Source organism: Mucilaginibacter lappiensis, assembly GCF_900155965.1.
Classification (GTDB): Bacteria; Bacteroidota; Bacteroidia; order Sphingobacteriales; family Sphingobacteriaceae; genus Mucilaginibacter; species Mucilaginibacter lappiensis.
Map to the genome: position 1 here is coordinate 161,547 of NZ_FTMG01000003.1, position 20,538 is coordinate 182,084.

The 20,538-nt window shown below is 37.7% G+C and carries 25 protein-coding genes; 9 read left to right on the forward strand and 16 right to left on the reverse strand.

What is annotated here, in order from left to right:
* Positions 1-346: 346 nt before the first annotated feature.
* Entirely contained in the window at positions 347-1,597 is a 1,251-nt protein-coding gene (locus tag BW976_RS07940) for a DUF2130 domain-containing protein (RefSeq protein WP_076372208.1), read from the reverse strand.
* 264 nt (positions 1,598-1,861) lie between these two features.
* Here BW976_RS07940 and BW976_RS07945 point away from each other — a divergent pair, with 264 nt between their 5' ends.
* Positions 1,862-2,263, forward strand: a complete 402-nt coding sequence (locus BW976_RS07945; RefSeq protein WP_076372210.1) for a hypothetical protein — start codon at positions 1,862-1,864, stop codon at positions 2,261-2,263.
* 247 nt (positions 2,264-2,510) lie between these two features.
* Here the strand turns inward: BW976_RS07945 and BW976_RS07950 are convergent, their stop codons facing one another.
* A complete protein-coding gene (locus BW976_RS07950) occupies positions 2,511-3,086 on the reverse strand; it encodes a YceI family protein (RefSeq protein WP_076372212.1) in 576 nt (191 codons plus the stop codon).
* Positions 3,087-3,453: 367 nt separating this feature from the next.
* A complete protein-coding gene (locus BW976_RS07955) occupies positions 3,454-3,675 on the reverse strand; it encodes a hypothetical protein (RefSeq protein WP_076372214.1) in 222 nt (73 codons plus the stop codon).
* A gap of 233 nt (positions 3,676-3,908) precedes the next feature.
* Between BW976_RS07955 and BW976_RS07960 the strand changes: the two genes are divergently transcribed.
* Positions 3,909-4,376 (forward strand): hypothetical protein, encoded by a 468-nt coding sequence (locus tag BW976_RS07960; RefSeq protein ID WP_076372216.1) that lies wholly within the window; start codon positions 3,909-3,911, stop codon positions 4,374-4,376.
* Positions 4,377-4,482: 106 nt separating this feature from the next.
* Positions 4,483-5,076 (forward strand): class I SAM-dependent methyltransferase, encoded by a 594-nt coding sequence (locus BW976_RS07965; RefSeq protein WP_076372218.1) that lies wholly within the window; start codon positions 4,483-4,485, stop codon positions 5,074-5,076.
* Between the two features lie 168 nt (positions 5,077-5,244).
* Here the strand turns inward: BW976_RS07965 and BW976_RS07970 are convergent, their stop codons facing one another.
* Positions 5,245-6,063, reverse strand: a complete 819-nt coding sequence (locus BW976_RS07970) for an N-acetylmuramoyl-L-alanine amidase family protein (protein WP_084192117.1) — start codon at positions 6,061-6,063, stop codon at positions 5,245-5,247.
* A 232-nt stretch (positions 6,064-6,295) separates the two neighbouring features.
* On the opposite strand from BW976_RS07970, the gene BW976_RS07975 reads away from it, so the two are divergent.
* A complete protein-coding gene (locus BW976_RS07975; protein ID WP_076372220.1) occupies positions 6,296-7,141 on the forward strand; it encodes an alpha/beta fold hydrolase in 846 nt (281 codons plus the stop codon).
* On the opposite strand, the gene BW976_RS07980 is transcribed toward BW976_RS07975, so the two are convergent.
* From BW976_RS07980 to BW976_RS07995, 5 genes are all read right to left on the reverse strand, one after another.
* On the reverse strand, positions 7,138-7,827 hold the full coding sequence (locus BW976_RS07980) for a hypothetical protein (protein WP_139332246.1): 690 nt from the start codon (positions 7,825-7,827) through the stop codon (positions 7,138-7,140). The two genes, BW976_RS07975 and BW976_RS07980, sit on opposite strands and share 4 nt — an antisense overlap.
* Before the next feature lie 293 nt (positions 7,828-8,120).
* On the reverse strand, positions 8,121-8,345 hold the full coding sequence (locus BW976_RS29010; protein ID WP_139332247.1) for a hypothetical protein: 225 nt from the start codon (positions 8,343-8,345) through the stop codon (positions 8,121-8,123).
* Positions 8,346-8,604: 259 nt separating this feature from the next.
* The gene (locus BW976_RS07985; RefSeq protein ID WP_076372223.1) at positions 8,605-8,886 is read right to left on the reverse strand and encodes a YciI family protein; all 282 of its coding nucleotides are present in this window, start codon (positions 8,884-8,886) and stop codon (positions 8,605-8,607) included.
* Between the two features lie 43 nt (positions 8,887-8,929).
* A complete protein-coding gene (locus BW976_RS07990) occupies positions 8,930-9,298 on the reverse strand; it encodes a VOC family protein (RefSeq protein WP_076372225.1) in 369 nt (122 codons plus the stop codon).
* Positions 9,299-9,349: 51 nt separating this feature from the next.
* Positions 9,350-9,940 carry a TetR/AcrR family transcriptional regulator gene (locus BW976_RS07995; RefSeq protein ID WP_076372227.1) on the reverse strand — a complete coding sequence of 197 codons (591 nt, stop codon included), beginning with the start codon at positions 9,938-9,940 and terminating at the stop codon, positions 9,350-9,352.
* A gap of 677 nt (positions 9,941-10,617) precedes the next feature.
* Between BW976_RS07995 and BW976_RS08000 the strand changes: the two genes are divergently transcribed.
* The gene (locus tag BW976_RS08000) at positions 10,618-12,849 is read left to right on the forward strand and encodes a tetratricopeptide repeat protein (RefSeq protein WP_076372229.1); all 2,232 of its coding nucleotides are present in this window, start codon (positions 10,618-10,620) and stop codon (positions 12,847-12,849) included.
* Positions 12,850-12,919: 70 nt separating this feature from the next.
* On the opposite strand, the gene BW976_RS08005 is transcribed toward BW976_RS08000, so the two are convergent.
* Entirely contained in the window at positions 12,920-13,279 is a 360-nt protein-coding gene (locus BW976_RS08005) for a helix-turn-helix domain-containing protein (RefSeq protein ID WP_076372231.1), read from the reverse strand.
* 94 nt (positions 13,280-13,373) lie between these two features.
* A complete protein-coding gene (locus BW976_RS08010) occupies positions 13,374-13,688 on the reverse strand; it encodes a hypothetical protein (RefSeq protein WP_076372233.1) in 315 nt (104 codons plus the stop codon).
* A 223-nt stretch (positions 13,689-13,911) separates the two neighbouring features.
* Here BW976_RS08010 and BW976_RS08015 point away from each other — a divergent pair, with 223 nt between their 5' ends.
* Complete coding sequence (locus BW976_RS08015) at positions 13,912-14,250, forward strand: hypothetical protein (protein WP_139332248.1); 339 nt, start codon at positions 13,912-13,914, stop codon at positions 14,248-14,250.
* Between the two features lie 152 nt (positions 14,251-14,402).
* On the opposite strand, the gene BW976_RS08020 is transcribed toward BW976_RS08015, so the two are convergent.
* Positions 14,403-14,816, reverse strand: coding sequence for a hypothetical protein (locus BW976_RS08020; protein WP_076372237.1), 414 nt, complete (start codon positions 14,814-14,816; stop codon positions 14,403-14,405).
* Between the two features lie 430 nt (positions 14,817-15,246).
* Between BW976_RS08020 and BW976_RS08025 the strand changes: the two genes are divergently transcribed.
* Positions 15,247-15,948: a S24 family peptidase gene (locus BW976_RS08025; protein WP_076372239.1), complete on the forward strand. Its 702-nt coding sequence runs from the start codon at positions 15,247-15,249 to the stop codon at positions 15,946-15,948.
* A gap of 59 nt (positions 15,949-16,007) precedes the next feature.
* Here the strand turns inward: BW976_RS08025 and BW976_RS08030 are convergent, their stop codons facing one another.
* Complete coding sequence (locus tag BW976_RS08030; RefSeq protein WP_076372241.1) at positions 16,008-16,313, reverse strand: hypothetical protein; 306 nt, start codon at positions 16,311-16,313, stop codon at positions 16,008-16,010.
* Between the two features lie 528 nt (positions 16,314-16,841).
* On the opposite strand from BW976_RS08030, the gene BW976_RS08035 reads away from it, so the two are divergent.
* Entirely contained in the window at positions 16,842-17,342 is a 501-nt protein-coding gene (locus BW976_RS08035; protein ID WP_076372800.1) for a GNAT family N-acetyltransferase, read from the forward strand.
* Between the two features lie 252 nt (positions 17,343-17,594).
* The gene (locus tag BW976_RS08040) at positions 17,595-17,951 is read left to right on the forward strand and encodes a hypothetical protein (protein ID WP_076372243.1); all 357 of its coding nucleotides are present in this window, start codon (positions 17,595-17,597) and stop codon (positions 17,949-17,951) included.
* A 95-nt stretch (positions 17,952-18,046) separates the two neighbouring features.
* Here BW976_RS08040 and BW976_RS08045 read toward each other — a convergent pair whose 3' ends face one another.
* From BW976_RS08045 to BW976_RS08055, 3 genes are all read right to left on the reverse strand, one after another.
* Positions 18,047-18,352, reverse strand: coding sequence for an RNA recognition motif domain-containing protein (locus BW976_RS08045; protein ID WP_076372245.1), 306 nt, complete (start codon positions 18,350-18,352; stop codon positions 18,047-18,049).
* A 162-nt stretch (positions 18,353-18,514) separates the two neighbouring features.
* Positions 18,515-19,111 (reverse strand): hypothetical protein, encoded by a 597-nt coding sequence (locus BW976_RS08050; protein ID WP_076372247.1) that lies wholly within the window; start codon positions 19,109-19,111, stop codon positions 18,515-18,517.
* Between the two features lie 167 nt (positions 19,112-19,278).
* Entirely contained in the window at positions 19,279-20,532 is a 1,254-nt protein-coding gene (locus tag BW976_RS08055; protein ID WP_076372249.1) for a BamA/TamA family outer membrane protein, read from the reverse strand.
* Positions 20,533-20,538: the final 6 nt, after the last annotated feature.

A 20,538-nucleotide genomic window follows, 5' to 3' on the forward strand; every position in this document is an offset into this window, starting at 1 on the left:
CTCATTTTAACACTTTTTAACAAATTCCAGTATGGTTTTGATGTGTTTTTAAAACTTTAAAAAGTATCAAATAATTGACTATCAAATAACTACATACATAATGGTCGATTTTTGGTCTTGTTTTGTCTTTAACCAAACAGCCCGGCTTTCCTTTATATCGGGAAACCGGGCTGCTGTACATACAAATGTACGAAAATACCTTTAGATAAATGATTTAGGGAACAAGGATTTTGAGACGTGGAACAAATATTTTTGGAACAAACAGCAGGAATCTTTGAACAATGCAAAACACCTTTGTAAGTAACTCTTTGCTCCTTGTTCCAAAAATCCTTACTCTAAAAATACTTTACTCCAACAATAACGCGTCCTCGTCGTCCGTCAGGCTCAATTGTATGGAATCACTGCCGGCTATACCCTCTACGCTGCCTTTAATGTGTGCCGCGTTCAGCAATACTTTATCCAGTTGTTTCTCGCGCGATTTCCACATCTTTTCCATGGCATCACGCTCTTTTTGTATAGACAGGCGCATACTCATATAACCTTCGCGGATAGCTTTCCATTGTTCAGAAAATTCGCTGCTGGTTAAATAATCATACAGCAAGTGCATTTTATCGCCTTTGTTATCCTGCGATTTGGCTTGGTTGGATAGTTTGATCACTCCATCGCGCAGGATATAGGACACCGCTTTTACTTCATCAAAGCTACAGATCCAAACCCCATCCTTTTCGCCAAAGCAATCCATCCCTTTGGGGTAACATTGGGTAACAATTACGGCAACATCTACGCCTACACTGCGCATATCTTTTTTCAGCTTCTCGATCCAATCGGTGCCGAAGGTGGCTGTACGCTTACTTTCATAAATGATCTTCCCGCACTCCTGCCCAAACTGGTTACGTACGGTTTGAACACAATCGGCTCCCCGAACGCCCTTACCTACTTCACTGATCACATCAAACGGGAAATAATTACGCAGCAACTCTTCCAGTATCAGTTCCTGCGCCTCGCCCTGTAACTGCATGGAGCCTTGCTCGGCCTTTCGTTTCATTTCTTCGGCCAGCTTTTTCTGGTCGTCGAGCTGTTTTTCCAGCTCCTTTACTTTGAGCTGATATTCGGTATCTTTTATACTATGGCGTTCGTTTTCCTGCTTACGGATCTGCTCGCTCAGTTCGTTACGCTGCTCCTGCAATTTGCGTTGCAGGGCAAGCTCCATTTCCTCTTCTTTTTGCTGCAATTGTTTTTCGCGCTGTAAAAATTCCAATTCTTTCTGGCGAGATAGTTTTAGCTTTTCTTCGGTTTCCTGGGCCGATGTTTTAAGCATCGTCATCTGGTTCTCATAATCCTGACTGATGGATTTACGCAGGTTCTGCTCCATAGCCAATTGCAATTGCTTTTTTTCGTCATTAAGCCGCAACTCGAAAGCGTCCTTTTGCTGGCGCTCTTTGGTTAAATATTCCTCGTCTTTTTTACGGTACTCATCCTCTTTTTGGCGGGTATAATCCTGCATTTTAAGCCTAAGCTCCTTTTTATATTCCTCTGCCATCACTTCCTCTATCGGGAAACCAAAACCACAACTGGGGCACTTAACTTCTGTAGCCATATAATAAATACTGCGAAAAATAGTTCTTCAGATCAAAGATAATGTTTTTTGGAACAAGGATTTTTGGAACAAAGCGTAAGGATTCTTGTTTAGATTTCAGAAAGCCTTTTTTGTTCTCTCTTTGCCGCGAAACGGAAGAGAGGGTAGCTAAGCGCAGACCGGAGTGAGTTGTCAACACCAGGCAATTTCTGCCTGAAATTTTAATTTACATGCACACAACATACCGCGGTTGCAGTTATCAATTATAATGTCGAAATTTAAACGATGCAAATTTTACAAATAGGAAAGGCAATGTGGAGCTATGATTATGAAATTGCAGCATGCACATTGATTGACGCGGCTGGAGGGCTTTTTTCGCTCACCCCGCCCCCACACCATCGCGAAGGTGAAATTATATTAACTTCCGGCGCCCTGGTAATTGATGGTTATAACTATTTGGATATTCCCTTAAACCAGCTGGAACAGGTTTACCTGGGATTTGATGAGGTATACAAACGTTCGCTCATTAAAAATAATGGTACGTTTTGGCAACCCTTAAGACTTCGTTACAAAGTTGCCGATGGGCTCAATACTATATACCTGATGATTGACAATAGCCTTTTCGGCACCAAAAACCAGCTTTGGTTTGATACCTTGAAACAATTACTGGCCGACGAAGATATTTAGTTTCTTGGAGTAAGGATTTTTTTTAGACAAAAGGATTTTTAGAACAAGGATTTTTTCTTGGAGTAAAGACTTCCGGAACAATAATAAATACTCTATTTAAGTCTGTCCCTACTCCAAAAATCCTTAATCTATCCTTACTCCAAAAAAAAGAGCAAGGATCTTTGAAACAAAACAAAAACCTTCGTAAGTCAGTCCCTGCTCCTTGTTCCAAAAATCCTTGCTCCAAGAATCTTAAAGTCCTAAAAAATTATTTTGCTTTAGCAAACTCGCCGTTAGCTTTAATAGTTACTTCGTCGCTTAACATAGCAGCGCCAAATTTACTACCAAAATTAAAATCAGAACGTTTGATAACACCAGTTAACTGGAAACCTGCATCGTCAGCCTTGCTCATTGGGTTGGTAATGGTACCACGGTACCATAAATCAAATGTAACCGGTTTGGTAACACCCGCTAAAGTAAGATTGCCTTTTAGCGCATAATGTTTATCAGATGTTTTGGTGATACCTGTGCTGGTGAAAGTAAGGGTTGGTTTATTGGCAACATCAAAAAAATCGGCACTTGAAAGGTGTTTGTCACGATTTTCATTATCGGTACTTAAAGAAGCTGTTTGAACAGTAAAGGCAACTTTAGCATCGCTAAAATCGGGCTTTGCTGCAACTATGGTTGCATCAACGTTTTTAAAAGTTCCGTCAACATCGTTTACCAATAAGTGAGTCACTGTAAACTTAACGTTCGAGTGGTTTTTGTCGGCAGTCCAGGTTGTTTGTGCCGATGCAGCCGTGTATAAAAACGCTGAGGCCAACAGGATAAAGATCTTTTTCATTGTGTTTAATTTTTTTAAATTCCTTTTGTTTATGTACCAAAAGTATATATTTGAAACTGATCTTTTTCAAAATAAATGTTTAAACATCTTTTTATTGAAATTTAATGACAAATCTCTACTATTTTAGTGGACTTTATGTTGATACATATTGGTAATCGAATAGCCAGGGAGTATGTTATGACGATTCAAGAGAGACTAAAGGCTGTCGTTTTTAATTCCCTCCCCACGGGACGGGTACGTTGGATAGTGTAATGGCAGGGAGGGGTTTATACGCGCAATGACTATACTATTCCATAAACCCCTTCCTCCCCTTCCCGAGGGAAGGAATCGCCCGGGGCTTTAGCTTTTTTGGGCAGGTGTCATGCGTCTACCCTTCCTCCGGAAAATGTTCATCAATAGCTATCCCGATTTGTTCCAGCGGTATAACGGCTGATGATGGTTCATGTTTAATATAAACCCAATTACCGGCATCTGTTTTCCCAATGGTATAATTAATGTTTTTATTATAAACATCAAACAACTTGGGAAATATCGAATGAATGCTTACCTGATAAGCTACATTATTGATAGTTACTACAAAAGATTCCACGTTAACCGGGTTATAACTTATACTAAGTTAGTGTTTTTCACAGCTTTGGTAAAAATTAAGGATTAAATAATTTTTTGTGGTCAATTATATCCGTTAACTGTGCTCCGAATATATGCTATATGCACAAAACGATAACAAAAATTGCTCTTTATGAAAACTTTTTACGTGCAACAGCGTTAAGTGTGGAATAATTAACTAGAAAACACACTAAATTGTAAACTTACAAGGTTACTATGAACATCAACAATTATTACACAAAAGCAGCCATGCTGGTTATTTCATTAGGCTTGATTACAGCCATCCAATCATGTACTAAAAAAAGCGAACTCACAGATGCCACAGCAGATCCAAACCTGGTAGGTGCATGGAAAAGAGTGATACCCCGCACCCCACTGGGTGATAGTGTACAAACTATTGCTTTTTATGATGGAGCTCAGTTTGCAACCCTACAAACTGATGTTTATGCCACTCCGGTAACTAAAAATGCAACTAGTACGCTTTATAAAGGAACATATAATACCAACGGCACTGTAGTTTATCTTAATTTAAACCAAAAACTAAACTCTACAGATCCTAATAGCAGTGGTTCACCTATAAGTCAGCTCATTTTTGATAAAGCACCATATAAAATAAGTGGTAATTTAGATACGCTTACAGTTACTTCCGGAGGTACATTGAAGTACACTAAAGTTAATCAATAAACGCCGATAGATTTTCAGAGAGAAAGCCGGGCTTTAATAAAGTAAACTCAAAATTTAGACAAACTTAATTGAGCCTCTTTAATTAAGCCCTTTAAATACTGCGTAAATGAATTCATTCCGATATCTGCAGCGTCAGTTGATACGTCTGAAAATAGATCTTTTAACGCAACGAACTTTTTTAGCCGGGAAGGTTTCCAGCATCGATGATAAAAACATTATTAAAACAGTAAGCACCAATTATGAAGAGTTAGAAATTATTTTTTCACAGAAAATTTCACTAAAGCCCAGTGATGTGATCATTGATGTTGGTTGTGGTAAAGGCAGGGTATTTAATTATCTCTTATACAAAGGCTTTACAAACAAAATGATTGGTTATGAAATTAACCAAATGGTGGGTAACAAAACAAAAAAAAGGCTTAGTCGCTTCAAAAACGTGGAGATCCGTTGCGATAATATTTTTGATAATTTTCCCGGGCAAGGAAATATATTCTATTTATACAATCCCTTTAAAGAAGTCATGGTAACGGCATTTGCACACCAGATATTAGAAATAGCGGATAGGGACCCCATCATTATATATAACAATCCTGTTCATTTAGGGGTTTTTGATAACGAGAATTTTTCCTGTGAACTTTTTGATATCGCTGTGCCTAAATATGGTTACAGTTTTACCTATTCGATAATTAAATTAAGAAAATAAAAACAGGCCAGATTTGATTTAGAAATCATTTATTGCAGTAATGCTAACCCTGTAAATGCTTTTTACCAACTTCGAGCTTAAATACGGTGCTGTACTGTTTGTTCTTTTTCATTTACCCTGTCCTCAAATAGTGTCTAACTTTGGGGGCTGGGTAAATGATATAGCTAACTATCTTCCTTCCAGGTTATCACGATATTGTTTCAGAGCCCTTAAAATGGACCTGGCTATTTCATTTTGGCCCGCGCTTGAATTAAGATATTCCTCATCTGCGGCATTATTAATAAAACCGGTTTCAACTAACACAGCAGGCATACCACTTTGTGCCAATACCAGCACCCCCTGTTCCTTTACCCCGTGACTGTGCCGGTCATCTGTTTTTTTAAACTCATGATCAATCAGATCGCCAAATTGTATACTTTGTTTGCGATATTTTTGCTGAAAAGCATTTAATACAATGGTATTTACAACCGCATCGCTGCCATAGCCATTATACTTATCCTTATAATCCTTTTCAATATAAATAGAGGCATTTTCGCGCAGGGCTTCCCGTTGCTCCTGGCTCCGGTGAAAACCATATACGAGCAACAAAGTTCCACGCTCGGTACTATGTTTTTGGGGTGATGAGTTACAATGTATAGATATAAACAGGTTGCCATGATTGTCGTTAGCTATATCTGCACGTTTGTGCAACTCTACAAAAACATCGGTGCTGCGGGTCATAACTACTTTAACGCCACTCATTTCGTCGTTAATCAAGTCGCGTAGTTTTTTGGCGATACTCAAGGCTATGTTTTTTTCTTTGGAGTAAGCGCCATGTGCACCCGGATCTTTGCCGCCGTGCCCGGCATCAACTATTACGGTTTTAAACTTAAAAGTGCTTCTGCCGGTAACGTCCTGCTGTGCAAAAGCGGCACCTGCGCTAAACAGACCAGCTATAAAAAAAAGAAGAAAAGCTATATAATTACTTTTTAGGCAAATGGCAGGCATGAATAATATATTGGTATAGGTAGTAAAACATTTCCATCAATTTACATTGAGTAGAATATTGTTTTACGTGTATAGTTTAAAAGTATTTAAATTAATATGGCAAAGGTAATATTACTTAACGTGTTAGCACAGTTTTTTATATTTTCGGTTATTAATATATTTAAAGTAATTATACATTTACGCCCCCGGCGCCATAATTTTATCGCCGGATATATCAGTACAGTTAACCCTTATGAAAATTCAAAAATCACTTTGCGTATTAGTTGCTGGCTTATTAGGGGCACTTTCTGCCTGTAACGCCCAGGTAAAAACACCATATGGAGATAACGCAGCTGCGGGTAAATACTATGATATACGAGGCATAAAGTTATACACCGAAGTTTATGGCACAGGAAAGCCATTACTAATGATACATGGCAACGGAGGCAGCATGAGCAGTTTTGCTAAAAATGTGCCTTATTTTGCCGAAAAATATAAGGTGATTATGGTTGACAGCAGAGCGCATGGCAAATCAACAGATGGTCGTGATTCTTTAAGCTTTGAAATGATGGCTGATGATTTTGCAGGTTTATTGGATGCCATGCACATCGATTCGGCCTATGTTATTGGTTGGAGCGATGGCGGCATCAATGCGCTTGAACTGGCTATGCGCCATCCGGAAAAAGTGATAAAACTGGCGTCAACAGGCGCCAATTTATGGCCCGATTCTACAGGGATCATCCCCGCCTACTGGAAACTGGAGCAAAAGGATTACGAAGCAAAAAAAAACACGGTATTTAAAACAGCCAAAGAAAAAAACGACAGGAAGATATTTCTGCTTGATTGGTTTCAGCCCAATATCAAGCTTTCGGCTTTAAAAACCATCAAATGCCCTTCGTTGATTATCGGTGGCGATCATGATCTGATTCCTACGGAGCATACGGTACTTATTGCCCAAAACATCCCCAATGCTTATTTATGGATAGTACCCAACTCCGGCCACGGCACGTTGATTGAGCATAAGGACGAATTCAACAAAAAAGTAGATGAGTTTTTTTCAACTCCGTTTATTAAACGGGACCCTTTAGTTTTTCACTAAAATTTATAGGTAAGCGCCGCCAGTCCGGTTACCGATGTATAAAACGTGCCTCCGCTGTTGCTTTGTTTTTTTAGCGGAGCATAAAAGTTATAGGTCGACTCTACACTTACGCCGATGTGGTCAGTAAGCACAAAGATCAATCCTAAACGAGGCGCTACATAAAAGTTCTTACGTTCTGGTGTAACTACCGTACCAGATTGATCGTTATTGGGATCTAAAATTACATAGGAGTAATCGGTAAAATACCCGCCGATATTAGCACCGCCATAAAACCTTGCTCCATCTGCCAGATTAACATTATAAACAATACTTGCGTAACCCGAAAACACCCTATAGTTAGTAAAAAGTGTAACAGCGCTTTGATCCTGGACGTCATTAGTTGTTTCACCATTCCCAGCTTCAATAGTTACATTATTTGGATTGTAAGCATCCTTGGGTTGATAATTATGATAACCTACGTTAAGGCTTATGGTAAATTTATCCATAAAACGGGATACCCCTAAATTAAACGCGACTGCCGGCTTGTAAATATCCTTAAAATAATTCTGCGGGGCGTCAATACCGGCGCCAAAGGTGATACCATACCCCGATTCAAAATTACCGCCGCTTCCACCGCCGCCACCCCAGGTTAACGCTTCATGCGATCGGTGCTGGCCCATAGCCGTACCAAAAAAACAAGTAAACATTAAAATTAGAACCGTTTTTAAACAGCGGATGGCTCTAAACGGATAGCTATTGAATTGCATAAAGCCAGGGGTGCCAGGGTTAAATTGATTAAGGTTCATTTACAGTAAAAATATGAAAAAACCTTAATTCATTACTAAAAGTGAAAATATTACCTCATTTAACCATGGCAACAAAAAATAAAGCCCGGTTTAAATGGACCGGGCATAAGGGTATCGGACAAAATAGGTTTATAATTGGCTCGTATTATATATTTCAAAACTATAGTTAAGCCGGCTTTTCTGTAAAATAGCGATCAGGTGCCTGCTGGTACCTGTATATTAGTACCCCGTTCTTGCTTTTGATGGTACCAGATGCCTATGGTACAAATAATAACGGTTAATAATAAAAAGCCCTCTACATACAGGTGTGTCACAGAAATCTGCCTCACCGGGAATATAAATAGTGATGAAACATCGGGAATGAGTAATCCCAGCAGTGGGAAACTCGAGAATATTCTAAAAATCGCTATTTCCTCCATAACTAACAATTTGATACTCCTAATTTACACCTTTTAGGAATACGAAGCAAATTATTTTTCTTAAAAAGTAAAATAATATTTCAACAGGGTTAATTTTAATAGATTTTGTCGAAATATTTTAACTATTAACGAATAAAATTTACCAACATATGTCATATTTATCATTATTACCGGATATAACAATGCCACATATCCATTATTTGGAATATAAATCACTCACATTAAAGTATCATCAGGAAAATGATATGAATGAATTAGCTTAAAAAGGCATAGCCCTTACTAATTCAAACAAATTATTGCGCACAGCCGGGTCATTATCTATAATTTGCTCCAGCTCCGTATCCGAGGAGACGTATACAATGATGAAATTACAGGCCTGGTTCCAGAAATTACCGCTCAACAACACTTTACCCCTATTTTTAAGGTTTTCGTAATAGTTAATGCGTTCGTTAATACACGTATGCTGCTCGTTTAGAATTTCTTTCTCTTCAAAAAACAGCATTACATGGTGAGGTTCTTTATAAGCTGATGCATGTGTCATAAGATGAAATATTAAAAATTTTGATTTAACTTTCGATTAGTTGTTATACATGACAGGTAATTTCAGTCAACAGGTTTCCTGGGGCGTTAAAGTAAAAACCATAACTGCCACGCAGGCTACCAGGAGGATGTTCCATAGCGTAACCTCCGGCCAGTAACCGGTTATACATATCCATTACCTTATCGCGGTTTTCGACAAAAAAACCGATATGGAATGCGTCAGGATAAGCAGAATTCCCCTTGCGGTTAAAGCTATTGGCCATTAATACCAAAGTAAAACTATCGGAGCCTTGCAAAACTGCCAATAAGTTATCGCCTTTTATTTCTACACATTTAAAATTAAAGTACTGCTCAAAAAAAATGATGCTGGCGGCTACATCGGTTACAGGCAGATTAATATGGTTGAGTTTCATTTCTTATTTATATTATAAGTGAATGTTCATTTATTTAAATTGACAAATTTTTTAAGGTTTAAGCGCTTTCAGGACCAGCTCCAATGTTTGCATCATTATCCCTTCGGTAAGTTCAAATTTATTATTTACGTAGCTGTTACCCTGGTGATGGTGTTTCATTAATTGGTATAAAGGAGCGAAAGCTATTGACCAGTAAACCTCAAATGGCAATGGCACCAATTGCTTCTTTTGAATACCTCTTTCCATAAATGGCCCCAATGCAGATCCAAAACTAACGGTGAGCATTTTGTTTACCTCTTCATAATAATGGGTATAGCGCATAATTTCAATAAATTCCATTTCGATTGGGAAATTAATGAAATACTTCATCCGGTTTACCCATTGCACTTTAAGGCCTTCAGCAAAATCCATTTCCGGCGAAAAGTCTTCGAAACTATACTCCAGCATTTTAGAGGCTACGCCGATACACAATCGGGTAATCAGATCATCTTTGTCTTTGTAATATATATATATAGTAGCCGGCGATACGGTCGCCGCCTTTGCCAATTTATTTATACTAAACCCGTCAAGGCCATCAGTAACTATCATTTCAATGGCTTTTTGGCGTATCAGTAACTCCTTATTTTCGTCGCGTGGTCTCATATATCAATGTAAATATAAGTGAACGTTCATTCATTTAAAAATTTATTTTCAATTTATTATCTTCCATGCTCCAATAAACAAATACCTAGGCTTCGATTTATCTTTCCAGACTACCGAAAATTACTTTTTTAAAACAAAACTTTTTCGCTCTTCAACTGTAGTACGAATAAGTTTGTTTTTTTATTTAAATAATAATAAAATAATGCCTATCTTAGTATTATCATACTAAATGTTAATAATTATGGAAAAATTAATAATATTGAGAATGTTCTTTTGTTTTCCACTCTTTGGATTACTTCTGCCAGATGCCGGTATTTTAATCTCCAACAGCCCGGGTCATATCCCACTAATTCATTTCGTTATTGAATCATCTGCCATTTTTTGCATCCTGATTTGCACTGTCGTCATTTTCTATAATAAAAAACGGGACAAAAATCATACAGACGAAACAAACGAAGCATCCTATTTTTAATAATTTACTATTTCGCCCTTATAAGTTAATATTTACTAAAACACATTATTAAAAAAATTAATTATGGGGTTTTTATACCCCAAGTTTCGTTTTACCGATATAGTAAATCATTATTTAAAGTATATTTAGGGTGCTTTTATTTTCGGTATGGCCTTTGTTACATTTTGTATTGGTTTTACTGAAACTTGCAAACCAGTATTCATAAATGAAAAAATTCTTACTCCTTTTCCTATTTCCTTTAAGCGCATTTGCCCAAACTGCAAGTACTTATATACAAAATGGAAATGCCAGGGCTAATGCAAAAGATTACAACGCCGCTGTACAGGAATTTACCAAAGCCATACAGCTTAGCGAAAATAACAGTGACGCTTATTTTTATCGTGCAAATGCTTATGGCAACCTCAAAAATTATGAAGCTGCGATTGCCGATTATGCAAAAACCATCAATCTAAGACCAAATTTCTCAACAGCATATTATTATAAGGCCAATTCCGAAAGTAGTATTGGCGATTACCACAATGCTATTGATGATTTTAATAAAGCTATTTCCCTTGATCCACAAAACGCGAAAATGTACCAGTATCGCGGTAGTGCCAAATCAAATCTGCAGGATTATACCGGAGCCATTGCCGATTTCTCTTTTGCTTTAAAACTTAGCCCGGGAAACGCCGAGTTATATGAATACAGAGGCTTGGCCAAAAACAACAAAGGCGATTTTACAGGTGCTATTGACGATTATAATACAGCCATAAAACTAAACCCTCAAAAAGGCGACTTATTTAGATACCGGGCAGATGCCAAAGCAAGCAACAATGACTATAACGGGGCCATAGCCGACTATAGCACTGCATTAACCTTTAACCCTCAAAATGCCGAAGCGTACCTTTACCGGGCTAACGCCAAAGGCAATCTGGGTGATTATAAGAGTGCAGTTGATGATTATAAAAAAGCGGCAGCCATTAATCCCAGTCTCAAAAACTTGTTCTTTTACCTGGCCAATGCCGAAAATAAGATAGGCGATAGCAAAGGAGCGCTTGATTATTTTAATAAAGCCATTAGTCAGTATCCCAACAGGGCCGATGTATATTTATACCGGGGACTGGTAAAAAGCAACCTGAAAGATTATAACGGTGCTATGGAGGATCTGAATCATTCCATAGCGCTTAATCCTAAAAACGCGGACGCTTATCAAAACCGCTCCTTAGTTAAACTGGAACTCAACGATGGTGAAGGAGCCAAATCAGATGCCGATAGCGCAATTATATTAAACCCCAAAAGCTTAAAGGCATATATAAGCCGTAGCAAGGCAAAAATGGACTTAAAGGACACCGCTGGTGTAATAGCCGATCTTACCCAGGCCATCAATATCAACAATAAAAGCGATGAGGCCTATTTGGTTCGTGGTGATGCCTATCGTAACCTGGGCAACAGACAGGCGGCTATTCGTGATTATACCACAGCCATTCAGGTAAACCCCAATTATACGTATGCCTATTTAAACCGTGGTATCGAAAAGGATAAGACAAATGATCAGGCCGGTGCTGTAAAAGACTTTGAAAAGCTTTTATCGCTTTCTCCCCAGCGCCAGGATGTTTATACACGCTTAGGCAGAGTGACCGATTTTTATAAATACACCACCAATGGTGTATCGCTGTTTACAGCCGCCATTAACTTAAACCCGGCAAACTCCAACTTTTACCTTTTCAGAGGAGAAGCAAAAGCAGCTGCAGGAGATATACAGGGCGCTATGGCCGATTATGATGCAGGTATCGCCAAAAACCCTAAAAACATTTCAATATTGTTAAAACGTGGTCTTAATCGTGCCGATTTTCAGGATAATACCGGCGCGTTGGCCGACTTTAGTGCAGCGATAAAAATTGATTCAACTTCTGATTCATCAGCTGTGGTATATCAAAACCGTGGACACATACAGGCCAGGTTAAAAAACTATAAGGCAGCCCTGGCCGATCTGAATAAAGCGGTATCTATTTATTCAAATGACGAAACCTTCCTGTTCCGGGGTGATGTTAAATTAGCCTTAAAAGATTATGCAGGAGCTGTGGACGATTTTCATAATGCTACCTATATTAATTCCAGAAATGCCAAAGCCTACGCGCATAGCAGCATTGCCAAAAATAAATTAGGGGATGACCAGGGTTCAACCGACGATTTTGACAATGCCTTAAAATTTGGTGATGGCGCATATGTTTATACAGATCTGGCCGAGCTAAAACTCAGCATCAACGATGCAGCAGGTGCGCTCGGCGACTGCGTTACAGCCATCACCCTAAATTCTAAATATGCAGGGGCCTATTTACAAATGGGGCTTACAAAAATCGCACTCAACCAAAAACCAGAAGCCTGTACCGATTTTAATAAAGCCGTTGAGCTCGGTTTAAAAAAGGCCGCGGTAATAGCCAACCGTTACTGCCGGTAAAATTTAAAAAATACAAAAAGGCCATCCTGTTGCAGAATGGCCTTTTTATATCATTTTTTTCCATGTCGAATTATCCGGCTTTTTTTTCCAGATGCAATTGCTCGCGCAGTTCTTTCATCTCCATTTCGTAAGCACGCATACGGGCATGTAAAATATCAACTTCTGTACGCATCATCTGGATCTCGGTAATCAGTTTAGCCGATTCGGGTTTGTCTATTTTTTTTTCACCGGTACCCAAAATAAGCCATTCTGGTGAATATTTAAGTTGAAAACAAAGCTTACGGATCAAATAATAGCTGATATCCTGTTTCTGATTGATCACTTTACTAATAAAACCCTGATCAACCCCTATTGCACCTGCAAGCCCCAGTTGCCCGCCATGCTCCTTTACAATTACCTTTAACCGTTTTATTATTGCTTCGTCAGACATATACGACTGCAATAATAAACAATTTGTTCATTTGGCAAATATTTATTTACTTTTTGCGACTGCTGCTTAAATCAATACATAACAGAATTGTAAATCAACACCTTCCCTCTACCCTTTTTAATAATTCATTAAGCTGGCTATTATAAACCTGCATGTTGATCAGGCCGCAATTATAGTCGGTAGTAATTTTTTTAAGCTGGGCATTTATTTCACTTTTAGCAGTATTTTGAACCAATGCTTCATTTAACCGGTGAAGCTTTTGCCCTAAACTTTGCATAAGCAATAATGGCTGAACATCATTCGTTTGCTTTAAAAGCATTTTTTGCTTACGGCGCTGTTGTTTATCAAATCTTAAAATCAAATAAACTATTACCGAACCTATGATCAGAAAAAAATAAAAGAAGCTCATTACATTTAATACATGATAAATAATATGTTATTACGACATTTTTAATGAATAGGTTACTTATGGCTCTTAAATATTAGCATATACAAAATTTCATGGTATAAATTATATACCCAGCAATTGAAGAATTATGGGCTGCGCTTTTTAATTCCCGTTTAAAAAGCGGTACTTTGTAGTGGATAATGGCTGCAGACAGAATATAACACAGCCCCAAGCACATCATATCATGAAACCAGGAGACAAGGTAATTTGCATAAATGACAGGATTGATCCTGAAAAAAGCGAAGAGATAAGAAGGGATTTTGAGATCTGGATAACCAAGGATAAGGAATATACCATCCGCGAAATATTGGATAATAATGGCATAGTAACCGGTGTACTATTGGAGGAGGTACACAATTTCCCCAAATTTTTCAAATTGATTAATCGTTTCCAGGAACCTGCTTTTGCCCAGTGGCGTTTCCGTAAATTAAACTATGCAAGCCAACCTGCCGAGGCGATTAGTGAAGTGGAGGAATTGGTAGAGGCAGAACAGGAAGAAAAACAGCAGGTTAGAGTGAAGTAAAAGGCCCTTTCCGGATTAATTATACTATTAAGCGTAATTCATATCTTTTTAAGCCAAAAGCACCAAGGGCAGAGATATTATCCCTGCCCTTGATGCTTTTGCTAATTATGAATAAAATTCCATTTAGCATACTAAAATGCGAAAAAATAAACCTAATCATAAATGCGGGCAGCTTCGGTTTCAACAAGTTGGGTTAGTATAGTTTTTAAAACGCACTCCCGGGCCCATTGCTGTTCAATAATAGCAGCATCATCCTGGTACCATTTCAATGGCGCATTTATTTCGATACGTGCCTTGTAAACAAAGTTTTTGGTTGGATGCATCTTGTTACCCTCATAACTGTTCAGGCCGTCTGCCTTTATTATTTTAGCAAATTCACGTGCCTTAATATCAACCTGCAGGCATTCGTCCAGTGAGTTTTTGTAATCCTGTTTATCTTCCAGCCATAAGGTAAGCGTATCATCGTTCAGGTCGTGGTCAGCAATGGCAATCCGGCTGTAATCATAATCTACAGATATGATGAGCCACCATAACTGATCCTTTAATTTTTGTGCAATTTTTATCATGGTATTGTTGTTAAGGTTATTGAATAAAGTTTTTGTTGGTGGAGAGTTATCTGAAAGTTGGGGTCCATCCGGGTAGGTATTTTTGTATAGCAGCTATCTCTTTACTATACTTTGTACATGTTTCTACATATGCATAGTATCGTATAAGCTGTTCATGATTGGGATGGTGGAGATTGGAATGTTGTTGGTTGAGGTCGTCTTGCCCTTGAATGGCGGAGTAGGCTATATACATGGTAAAATTTGTTTACGGTTTTGGGTATTCTTGAAAGTTGATTTCAGTCGCTACAATTTTCTGTAATAAACATTCTTTAATTTCTGTATTAAATATATTTGTTATTACAAATAATTGTAGTACTTTAGCAGGATTAACAAAACAAATATACAGAATAATCTTTATAAAATTAAAGAATAATCTTTAAAAGTTATCAACATGGATGATGCACCAAAAGCCAATAAAATCAAAACTATTCGTCCGGAAACATTGGAGTTTATCATACTCTATAATCAACTTAAAGGAAAAGCGTTTATGGGAAACGCTCACCTATCGGAGACCCTTGGTTTTAACTCCCCTAGTTCTATTACTGAAATAATAAAGAGCAGACAGAACATAGATCCAGAAAAACTCAGAATATTTAAAGAAAAATACGCTGAATTTATTTCTGGAGTAAAAACAGACACAATTCAAGAAAAAAACACAGAGAAAAGAACAGAAGAAGGCATCCCAATGTATGAAATTTCGGCTACTGCTTCTGGCGTAGAAGTTTACAATGACATTAATGATTCCATGCCGGTTGGCCGCATGAATTTTCCTGGAATTGAGGATTGCGACTTTGCATTGCCGGTTTGGGGACATTCGATGTACCCCTACCTGGAAAATGGCTGCTGGGTAGCCTTAAAGGTGATACATGATAAAAAAATACTACCTGGCGAGGTATACTATATTGAGTGGGGCGAATACCGTATGTATAAAAGATTATTGGTTGGCGATAGCCCGGAAGAAGTATTTGCCCATTCAGACAATACTACTGAAATGATTGGGAATCGGCTTAAATATGCTCCCTTTCCTATTAAAATAGCTGATATCAAGAAACTGTGCCTGGTAAAAGACATTCATAAAAAGCATAACCACTAATATTGATCACCTAAGCTCTCGCGTAAATCCCGTGCTTATGGCATTTTACATAATAACATTTAAATAAGCGGTTTATTTCCTTGTTCAATCCGAAAAATCATGCAATCCAGATCTGTTTTTACACTTTCGAGGATCTCTCCAAGATCAGTTTTAGACAGATCATTTCTAAACTCATCGCGTTTGGTATTAGCCATATATTGCAGATATGTAGTGATCATGAGCGAATGCTTTTTATCTAAACGTGCACCATCATACGCAATTATTTTAAACAGCTGCTCTAAATGGATATAATAATTACGCACATTCAGTCTTTCGATATCTTCAGACTCTCGTTTAAGCCACTTTAAAAATTCCACGAGGGTCATAATTTATATATTTAAAGCGATTATTTGCCGTTTAACAGTAAATATAGAAACAATGAGATGATTATCACGCATTCAACCTTCACAGACTTATTCATACTGATATAAAACACTGTGCAGTAAAATATAAAATGACTATTTTTGACAATGTAAGCTATTGTAAAACAAAGCAATAAGACCCTACTAATTTAAACTTACCACAATTGATATGATGGCCCAAGCCCTACATTTCATTGATCACTCATTCAGTGTTGGCAATAAATTACAAAATATTGCATTTTATGCTATACTGCTGCTTATGATATGGGTTATCATCGTACAGCTAAAAACCAAACAACGCAAAACCCACCAATAGTTAAAAGGAATAGCTCCTTATCTTTTCCAAGATCATTATCTATTACCATTACAGGTTGCGGATATCATCAATAACAAGTTCGGAGCCCAAAGTCATACTAAGTACATATTACTTAAAAATTCTGCATGAATGGCTTATATTTTTATAATTTGGCTTTCGTTATACCACATATATACATGCTGATTCGTCTTGCCACCATAAAGGATATCCCTCAGATTATGAAACTCATTGCCGAAGTTGTACCAATGATGATAGCTTCAGGAAACCTTCAATGGGACAATAACTACCCTAATACTACCGTATTCACTGATGATATTAACAAGAATCAACTTTGGGCAGCTGAAGTGGAGGGCCAAATTGCAGGTGTTACCGCAATAACAACCGATCAGGAACCTGAATATGCCAAAGCTGGCTGGGATATCACAGAGGCCGCCATAGTCACCCATCGCCTTGCTGTAAGTCTTCAATATCGCGGGCTAGGTATAGCTGCAACTTTATTACTACAGCCCGAAAACGAAGCGCTGCGCCGAAACATAAAAATATTACGTATTGATACTAATATCAGCAACCAGGCTACTCAAAAACTATTTCCTAAACTGGGCTATTTATATGCTGGCGAAATTGATCTGAGCTTTAGACCCGGATTAAAATTTTACAGTTATGAAAAACGACTTTAGCGGTGCTTACAACGGCTTAAACGTAATATTATACCTCCTAAAAATAAACCGTCTTAATCCATATAAAACCATATAAACAGACAAAAACATGTATGTATTTTTTTTAACTAAGGGGCAAAATTTAAATACTTATCAACATTTCTGTGATTTATCAACATTATAGTAATAAGTAACATATAATACTCATATATTTATTTTAATAATTGCTGATAGCTCCACGCTTCAGTTAACCCCAGTTATAAAACTAAAAAGATGGAACCTGTAATGATGTTTGTAATTACCGCTATTGTTGCTGCAATACTTTTAGTTGTATTTAATAAACAGCAGGAAAACAAGGTGCGCAACCACCTGTACTCCAATGATGTACAAAAAATATACCTACTTACTGCCGCCGAATATAAAATTAACATCCTAGAAGAGAATCAGCGACAGTTAAACAATATTACTGCTGACTTAGGTATAGAAACCCCTAATATCACAGCAGAATTAAATCTGCTTACATCTGCATTCAAAAGTGGCGAAATACCGCTCGATGAGTTAAATCTAAGGCTTGATTATCTATTGGAGACCCTTAATACCAACAGCTCCTTGATGATTGAGGCATATTAATTTCCCCAAATGGCATAAATAATAAATAGAAGAGCATAAAAAAAGCCGGATTACCCGGCTTATATCAAAAAAGAATACTTTTATTTTAGCTTATACTAGTTACGCTTAAAACTGCCCTTGCCTGCGGTGTTACTATTACCACCACCATTAAAGCCAGGTCCCTTGTCTTCGGCAACATTAACGGTAATCCGCCGGCCATAATAACTTGCACCATTCATGCACCTTATAGCCTCTTTTGCTTCATTATCATTAACCATTTCTACAAAGCCAAAACCCCTACTCTCTTTTGTTTCGCGATCCTTAATGATCCTGAGCGATTTAACCGGCCCAAAATCACCAAAAACAGCTGTTAATTCGGCCTCATCTACTTCTAAAGGAAGCCCTGCTATAAATACTTTCATTAATCTCCTTAAAATTTCCGTGAAGGTACAAAAAAGGGGGCACATTCCGGGCATGAATGTAAATCGGAAGAGGAAATGTTAGTCTTTTTTACCTTTAAATTACGTAACAAAAATTAATTAAAGAATATTGAAAAATTCGGCAAAAAATTGAGGAGAGTTAAATTATTTAAGTTGGAGTTCAAAACTACCTTCAACCCTGTAAAAGGGCGAATTTACTTTATCGTCTTTGGCTAAAAACGTAAAGAAAGTTCCTTTAGCTATCAAATTATCATTATTGTATTTTTCAATACTAATCTTTCCGGAATCATCTTTACCACCGTATTTAGTTAAGGTATACTGTACTACTGGGTTTTTCTCATCTAATTTAAAAAGGAACTGACTACCCGCCACCTTACTATTGACATTAGTAGCAGCAAAACCTACAGAACTGATACCAAAACTCATGGTATGAGCTTTATTTATAGCCGTAATACCAAAATACTTGCTATCACCGCTATGTACATTAATAAATGCAACGGAGTCTGTAGCGGCATCAAAGGTATAGGTAGAATCTTCAATGGTGATCTTTAGCGTTCCTTTACCAGCTAAAAAATTCCCTGGTGTGTTGATGACGCCCATGGTTGACGCACTATCGGCAGCAGCGATTGACTTATTGGAATCCATACTCTTTACATTGTCATCTTTCTGGCATGACGAAACAGCCACCGAGATGAACAAAAGAGTAGAAAATAACCATTTAGTAAACCGAATACTGTTCATAGGCTAATATGATAGCTAAAATTAATAATAAATAGCTTCAGTTTTATCAATTTAGTAGCGTTAAACAAAAATTTAACATTTTTTTACAATTAATCGCCATTATTATTAACCTCATAAAAAATATTGTAATTACACATCCATAAAAAAGATAATCGTAAATAATATTTTTAAAATACTTCGCCTACGTTAATAAACAAGCCCCTGGAACCTTCACGACCGAAGCCATAATCGATAGCAATGTTGGTTTTAGATACTTTGTTGAGTTTAATCCGCAAACCAGGGCCAAAACCGGGCTGTATACTCTGCAATCCGGAGCCGGGAGCGGCCGAGAAAGATTGTGCGTTTATGAAAGCTACACCACCTAATAATCCGTTACGGGTAATTTTAAACCGGTACTCACTCTCCAGGTAAACCATTTGAGCTCCTCTAAATCTTCCCTGGATATATCCCCGTCCGGTTGTATTATTAGGATCGTAACCCGTAGCAGGCAAATCGAGATAAGCCGGGCGCCCGTTCAGCACCAGCCAATCGTATGACCAAAAAGCCAATACATTATCAGACTCTGCAGGGACTTTATAATACTTACGCACATCAATAATCAGGGAACGCCAGGGAGCCGTGCTACCCAAAAAAGAGTAATTATCGCGATACTGCAGCGATGCATAAAAGCCACGGGAGGGATTTATAGAGTTATCACGACTATCAAACAAAGCATTAAAGGTAATACCTGTTGAAATGGCGCGGGCAATAGGTCCGTATCTTTTATAATCAGATTCGCCGCCATTTAATTGTCCCCGCTCTGACATGTTCCAGCGATCATCAAAAATATAGCCCAAACCCGCGTAAAAGTTGCCGACTATTTGTTTCAATACGGTTTCAGAAAAACGAAAAAATGAATAATCAAGCGGATTTTCATTGCCCAGTTTAGAATGGCTCCCCAAGCCATAAGTGCTTTGCGGATACTTGTAAAACCTGAAATCGCCTATAAAATCATACTTGTTGTCTTTTGTCCATATGTTTGACAATAAGGGAATGATCACTTGCTTTTTTTGAGTATAGGCCGGGTTAATCGTAATTGTTGAGATACGGGTATTGGGAGCGGTTCTAAAAACCACATTCCCCGATAAGGTGACAGCCAGATCTGTTTGCAAGGTATAACCTACTGCCGGTACAATGGAGAACACTGGTTTTGTAGTTACCGAATCAGCCTTGCTTTCTTTATAGTTTTTATCAAATATTGATTTGATTACATCAAAAATATCTTTTTCAAAAGTTGTATCCGGATGGGCTACAATTAAGGTATCTTTAAATTTAGGATGGCCCAGGGGAATGTATCGCTTATCCTGCGCATATACTTTTTCATTACTGGAAAAGAAAACTACCAAAGTAAAAATAAGAACAAGTATTTTTTGTATGCGCATTATGAT

Bases quoted from the DNA above. Each gene is read 5' to 3' on its own strand.
- BW976_RS07940 (WP_076372208.1), bottom strand. From the start codon at position 1,597: ATGGCTACAGAAGTTAAGTGCCCCAGTTGTGGTTTTGGTTTCCCGATA.
- BW976_RS07945 (WP_076372210.1), top strand. From the start codon at position 1,862: ATGCAAATTTTACAAATAGGAAAGGCAATGTGGAGCTATGATTATGAA.
- BW976_RS07950 (WP_076372212.1), bottom strand. From the start codon at position 3,086: ATGAAAAAGATCTTTATCCTGTTGGCCTCAGCGTTTTTATACACGGCT.
- BW976_RS07960 (WP_076372216.1), top strand. From the start codon at position 3,909: ATGAACATCAACAATTATTACACAAAAGCAGCCATGCTGGTTATTTCA.
- BW976_RS07965 (WP_076372218.1), top strand. From the start codon at position 4,483: ATGAATTCATTCCGATATCTGCAGCGTCAGTTGATACGTCTGAAAATA.
- BW976_RS07970 (WP_084192117.1), bottom strand. From the start codon at position 6,063: ATGCCTGCCATTTGCCTAAAAAGTAATTATATAGCTTTTCTTCTTTTT.
- BW976_RS07975 (WP_076372220.1), top strand. From the start codon at position 6,296: ATGAAAATTCAAAAATCACTTTGCGTATTAGTTGCTGGCTTATTAGGG.
- BW976_RS07980 (WP_139332246.1), bottom strand. From the start codon at position 7,827: ATGTTTACTTGTTTTTTTGGTACGGCTATGGGCCAGCACCGATCGCAT.
- BW976_RS29010 (WP_139332247.1), bottom strand. From the start codon at position 8,345: ATGGAGGAAATAGCGATTTTTAGAATATTCTCGAGTTTCCCACTGCTG.
- BW976_RS07985 (WP_076372223.1), bottom strand. From the start codon at position 8,886: ATGACACATGCATCAGCTTATAAAGAACCTCACCATGTAATGCTGTTT.
- BW976_RS07990 (WP_076372225.1), bottom strand. From the start codon at position 9,298: ATGAAACTCAACCATATTAATCTGCCTGTAACCGATGTAGCCGCCAGC.
- BW976_RS07995 (WP_076372227.1), bottom strand. From the start codon at position 9,940: ATGAGACCACGCGACGAAAATAAGGAGTTACTGATACGCCAAAAAGCC.
- BW976_RS08000 (WP_076372229.1), top strand. From the start codon at position 10,618: ATGAAAAAATTCTTACTCCTTTTCCTATTTCCTTTAAGCGCATTTGCC.
- BW976_RS08005 (WP_076372231.1), bottom strand. From the start codon at position 13,279: ATGTCTGACGAAGCAATAATAAAACGGTTAAAGGTAATTGTAAAGGAG.
- BW976_RS08010 (WP_076372233.1), bottom strand. From the start codon at position 13,688: ATGAGCTTCTTTTATTTTTTTCTGATCATAGGTTCGGTAATAGTTTAT.
- BW976_RS08015 (WP_139332248.1), top strand. From the start codon at position 13,912: ATGAAACCAGGAGACAAGGTAATTTGCATAAATGACAGGATTGATCCT.
- BW976_RS08020 (WP_076372237.1), bottom strand. From the start codon at position 14,816: ATGATAAAAATTGCACAAAAATTAAAGGATCAGTTATGGTGGCTCATC.
- BW976_RS08025 (WP_076372239.1), top strand. From the start codon at position 15,247: ATGGATGATGCACCAAAAGCCAATAAAATCAAAACTATTCGTCCGGAA.
- BW976_RS08030 (WP_076372241.1), bottom strand. From the start codon at position 16,313: ATGACCCTCGTGGAATTTTTAAAGTGGCTTAAACGAGAGTCTGAAGAT.
- BW976_RS08035 (WP_076372800.1), top strand. From the start codon at position 16,842: ATGCTGATTCGTCTTGCCACCATAAAGGATATCCCTCAGATTATGAAA.
- BW976_RS08040 (WP_076372243.1), top strand. From the start codon at position 17,595: ATGGAACCTGTAATGATGTTTGTAATTACCGCTATTGTTGCTGCAATA.
- BW976_RS08045 (WP_076372245.1), bottom strand. From the start codon at position 18,352: ATGAAAGTATTTATAGCAGGGCTTCCTTTAGAAGTAGATGAGGCCGAA.
- BW976_RS08050 (WP_076372247.1), bottom strand. From the start codon at position 19,111: ATGAACAGTATTCGGTTTACTAAATGGTTATTTTCTACTCTTTTGTTC.
- BW976_RS08055 (WP_076372249.1), bottom strand. From the start codon at position 20,532: ATGCGCATACAAAAAATACTTGTTCTTATTTTTACTTTGGTAGTTTTC.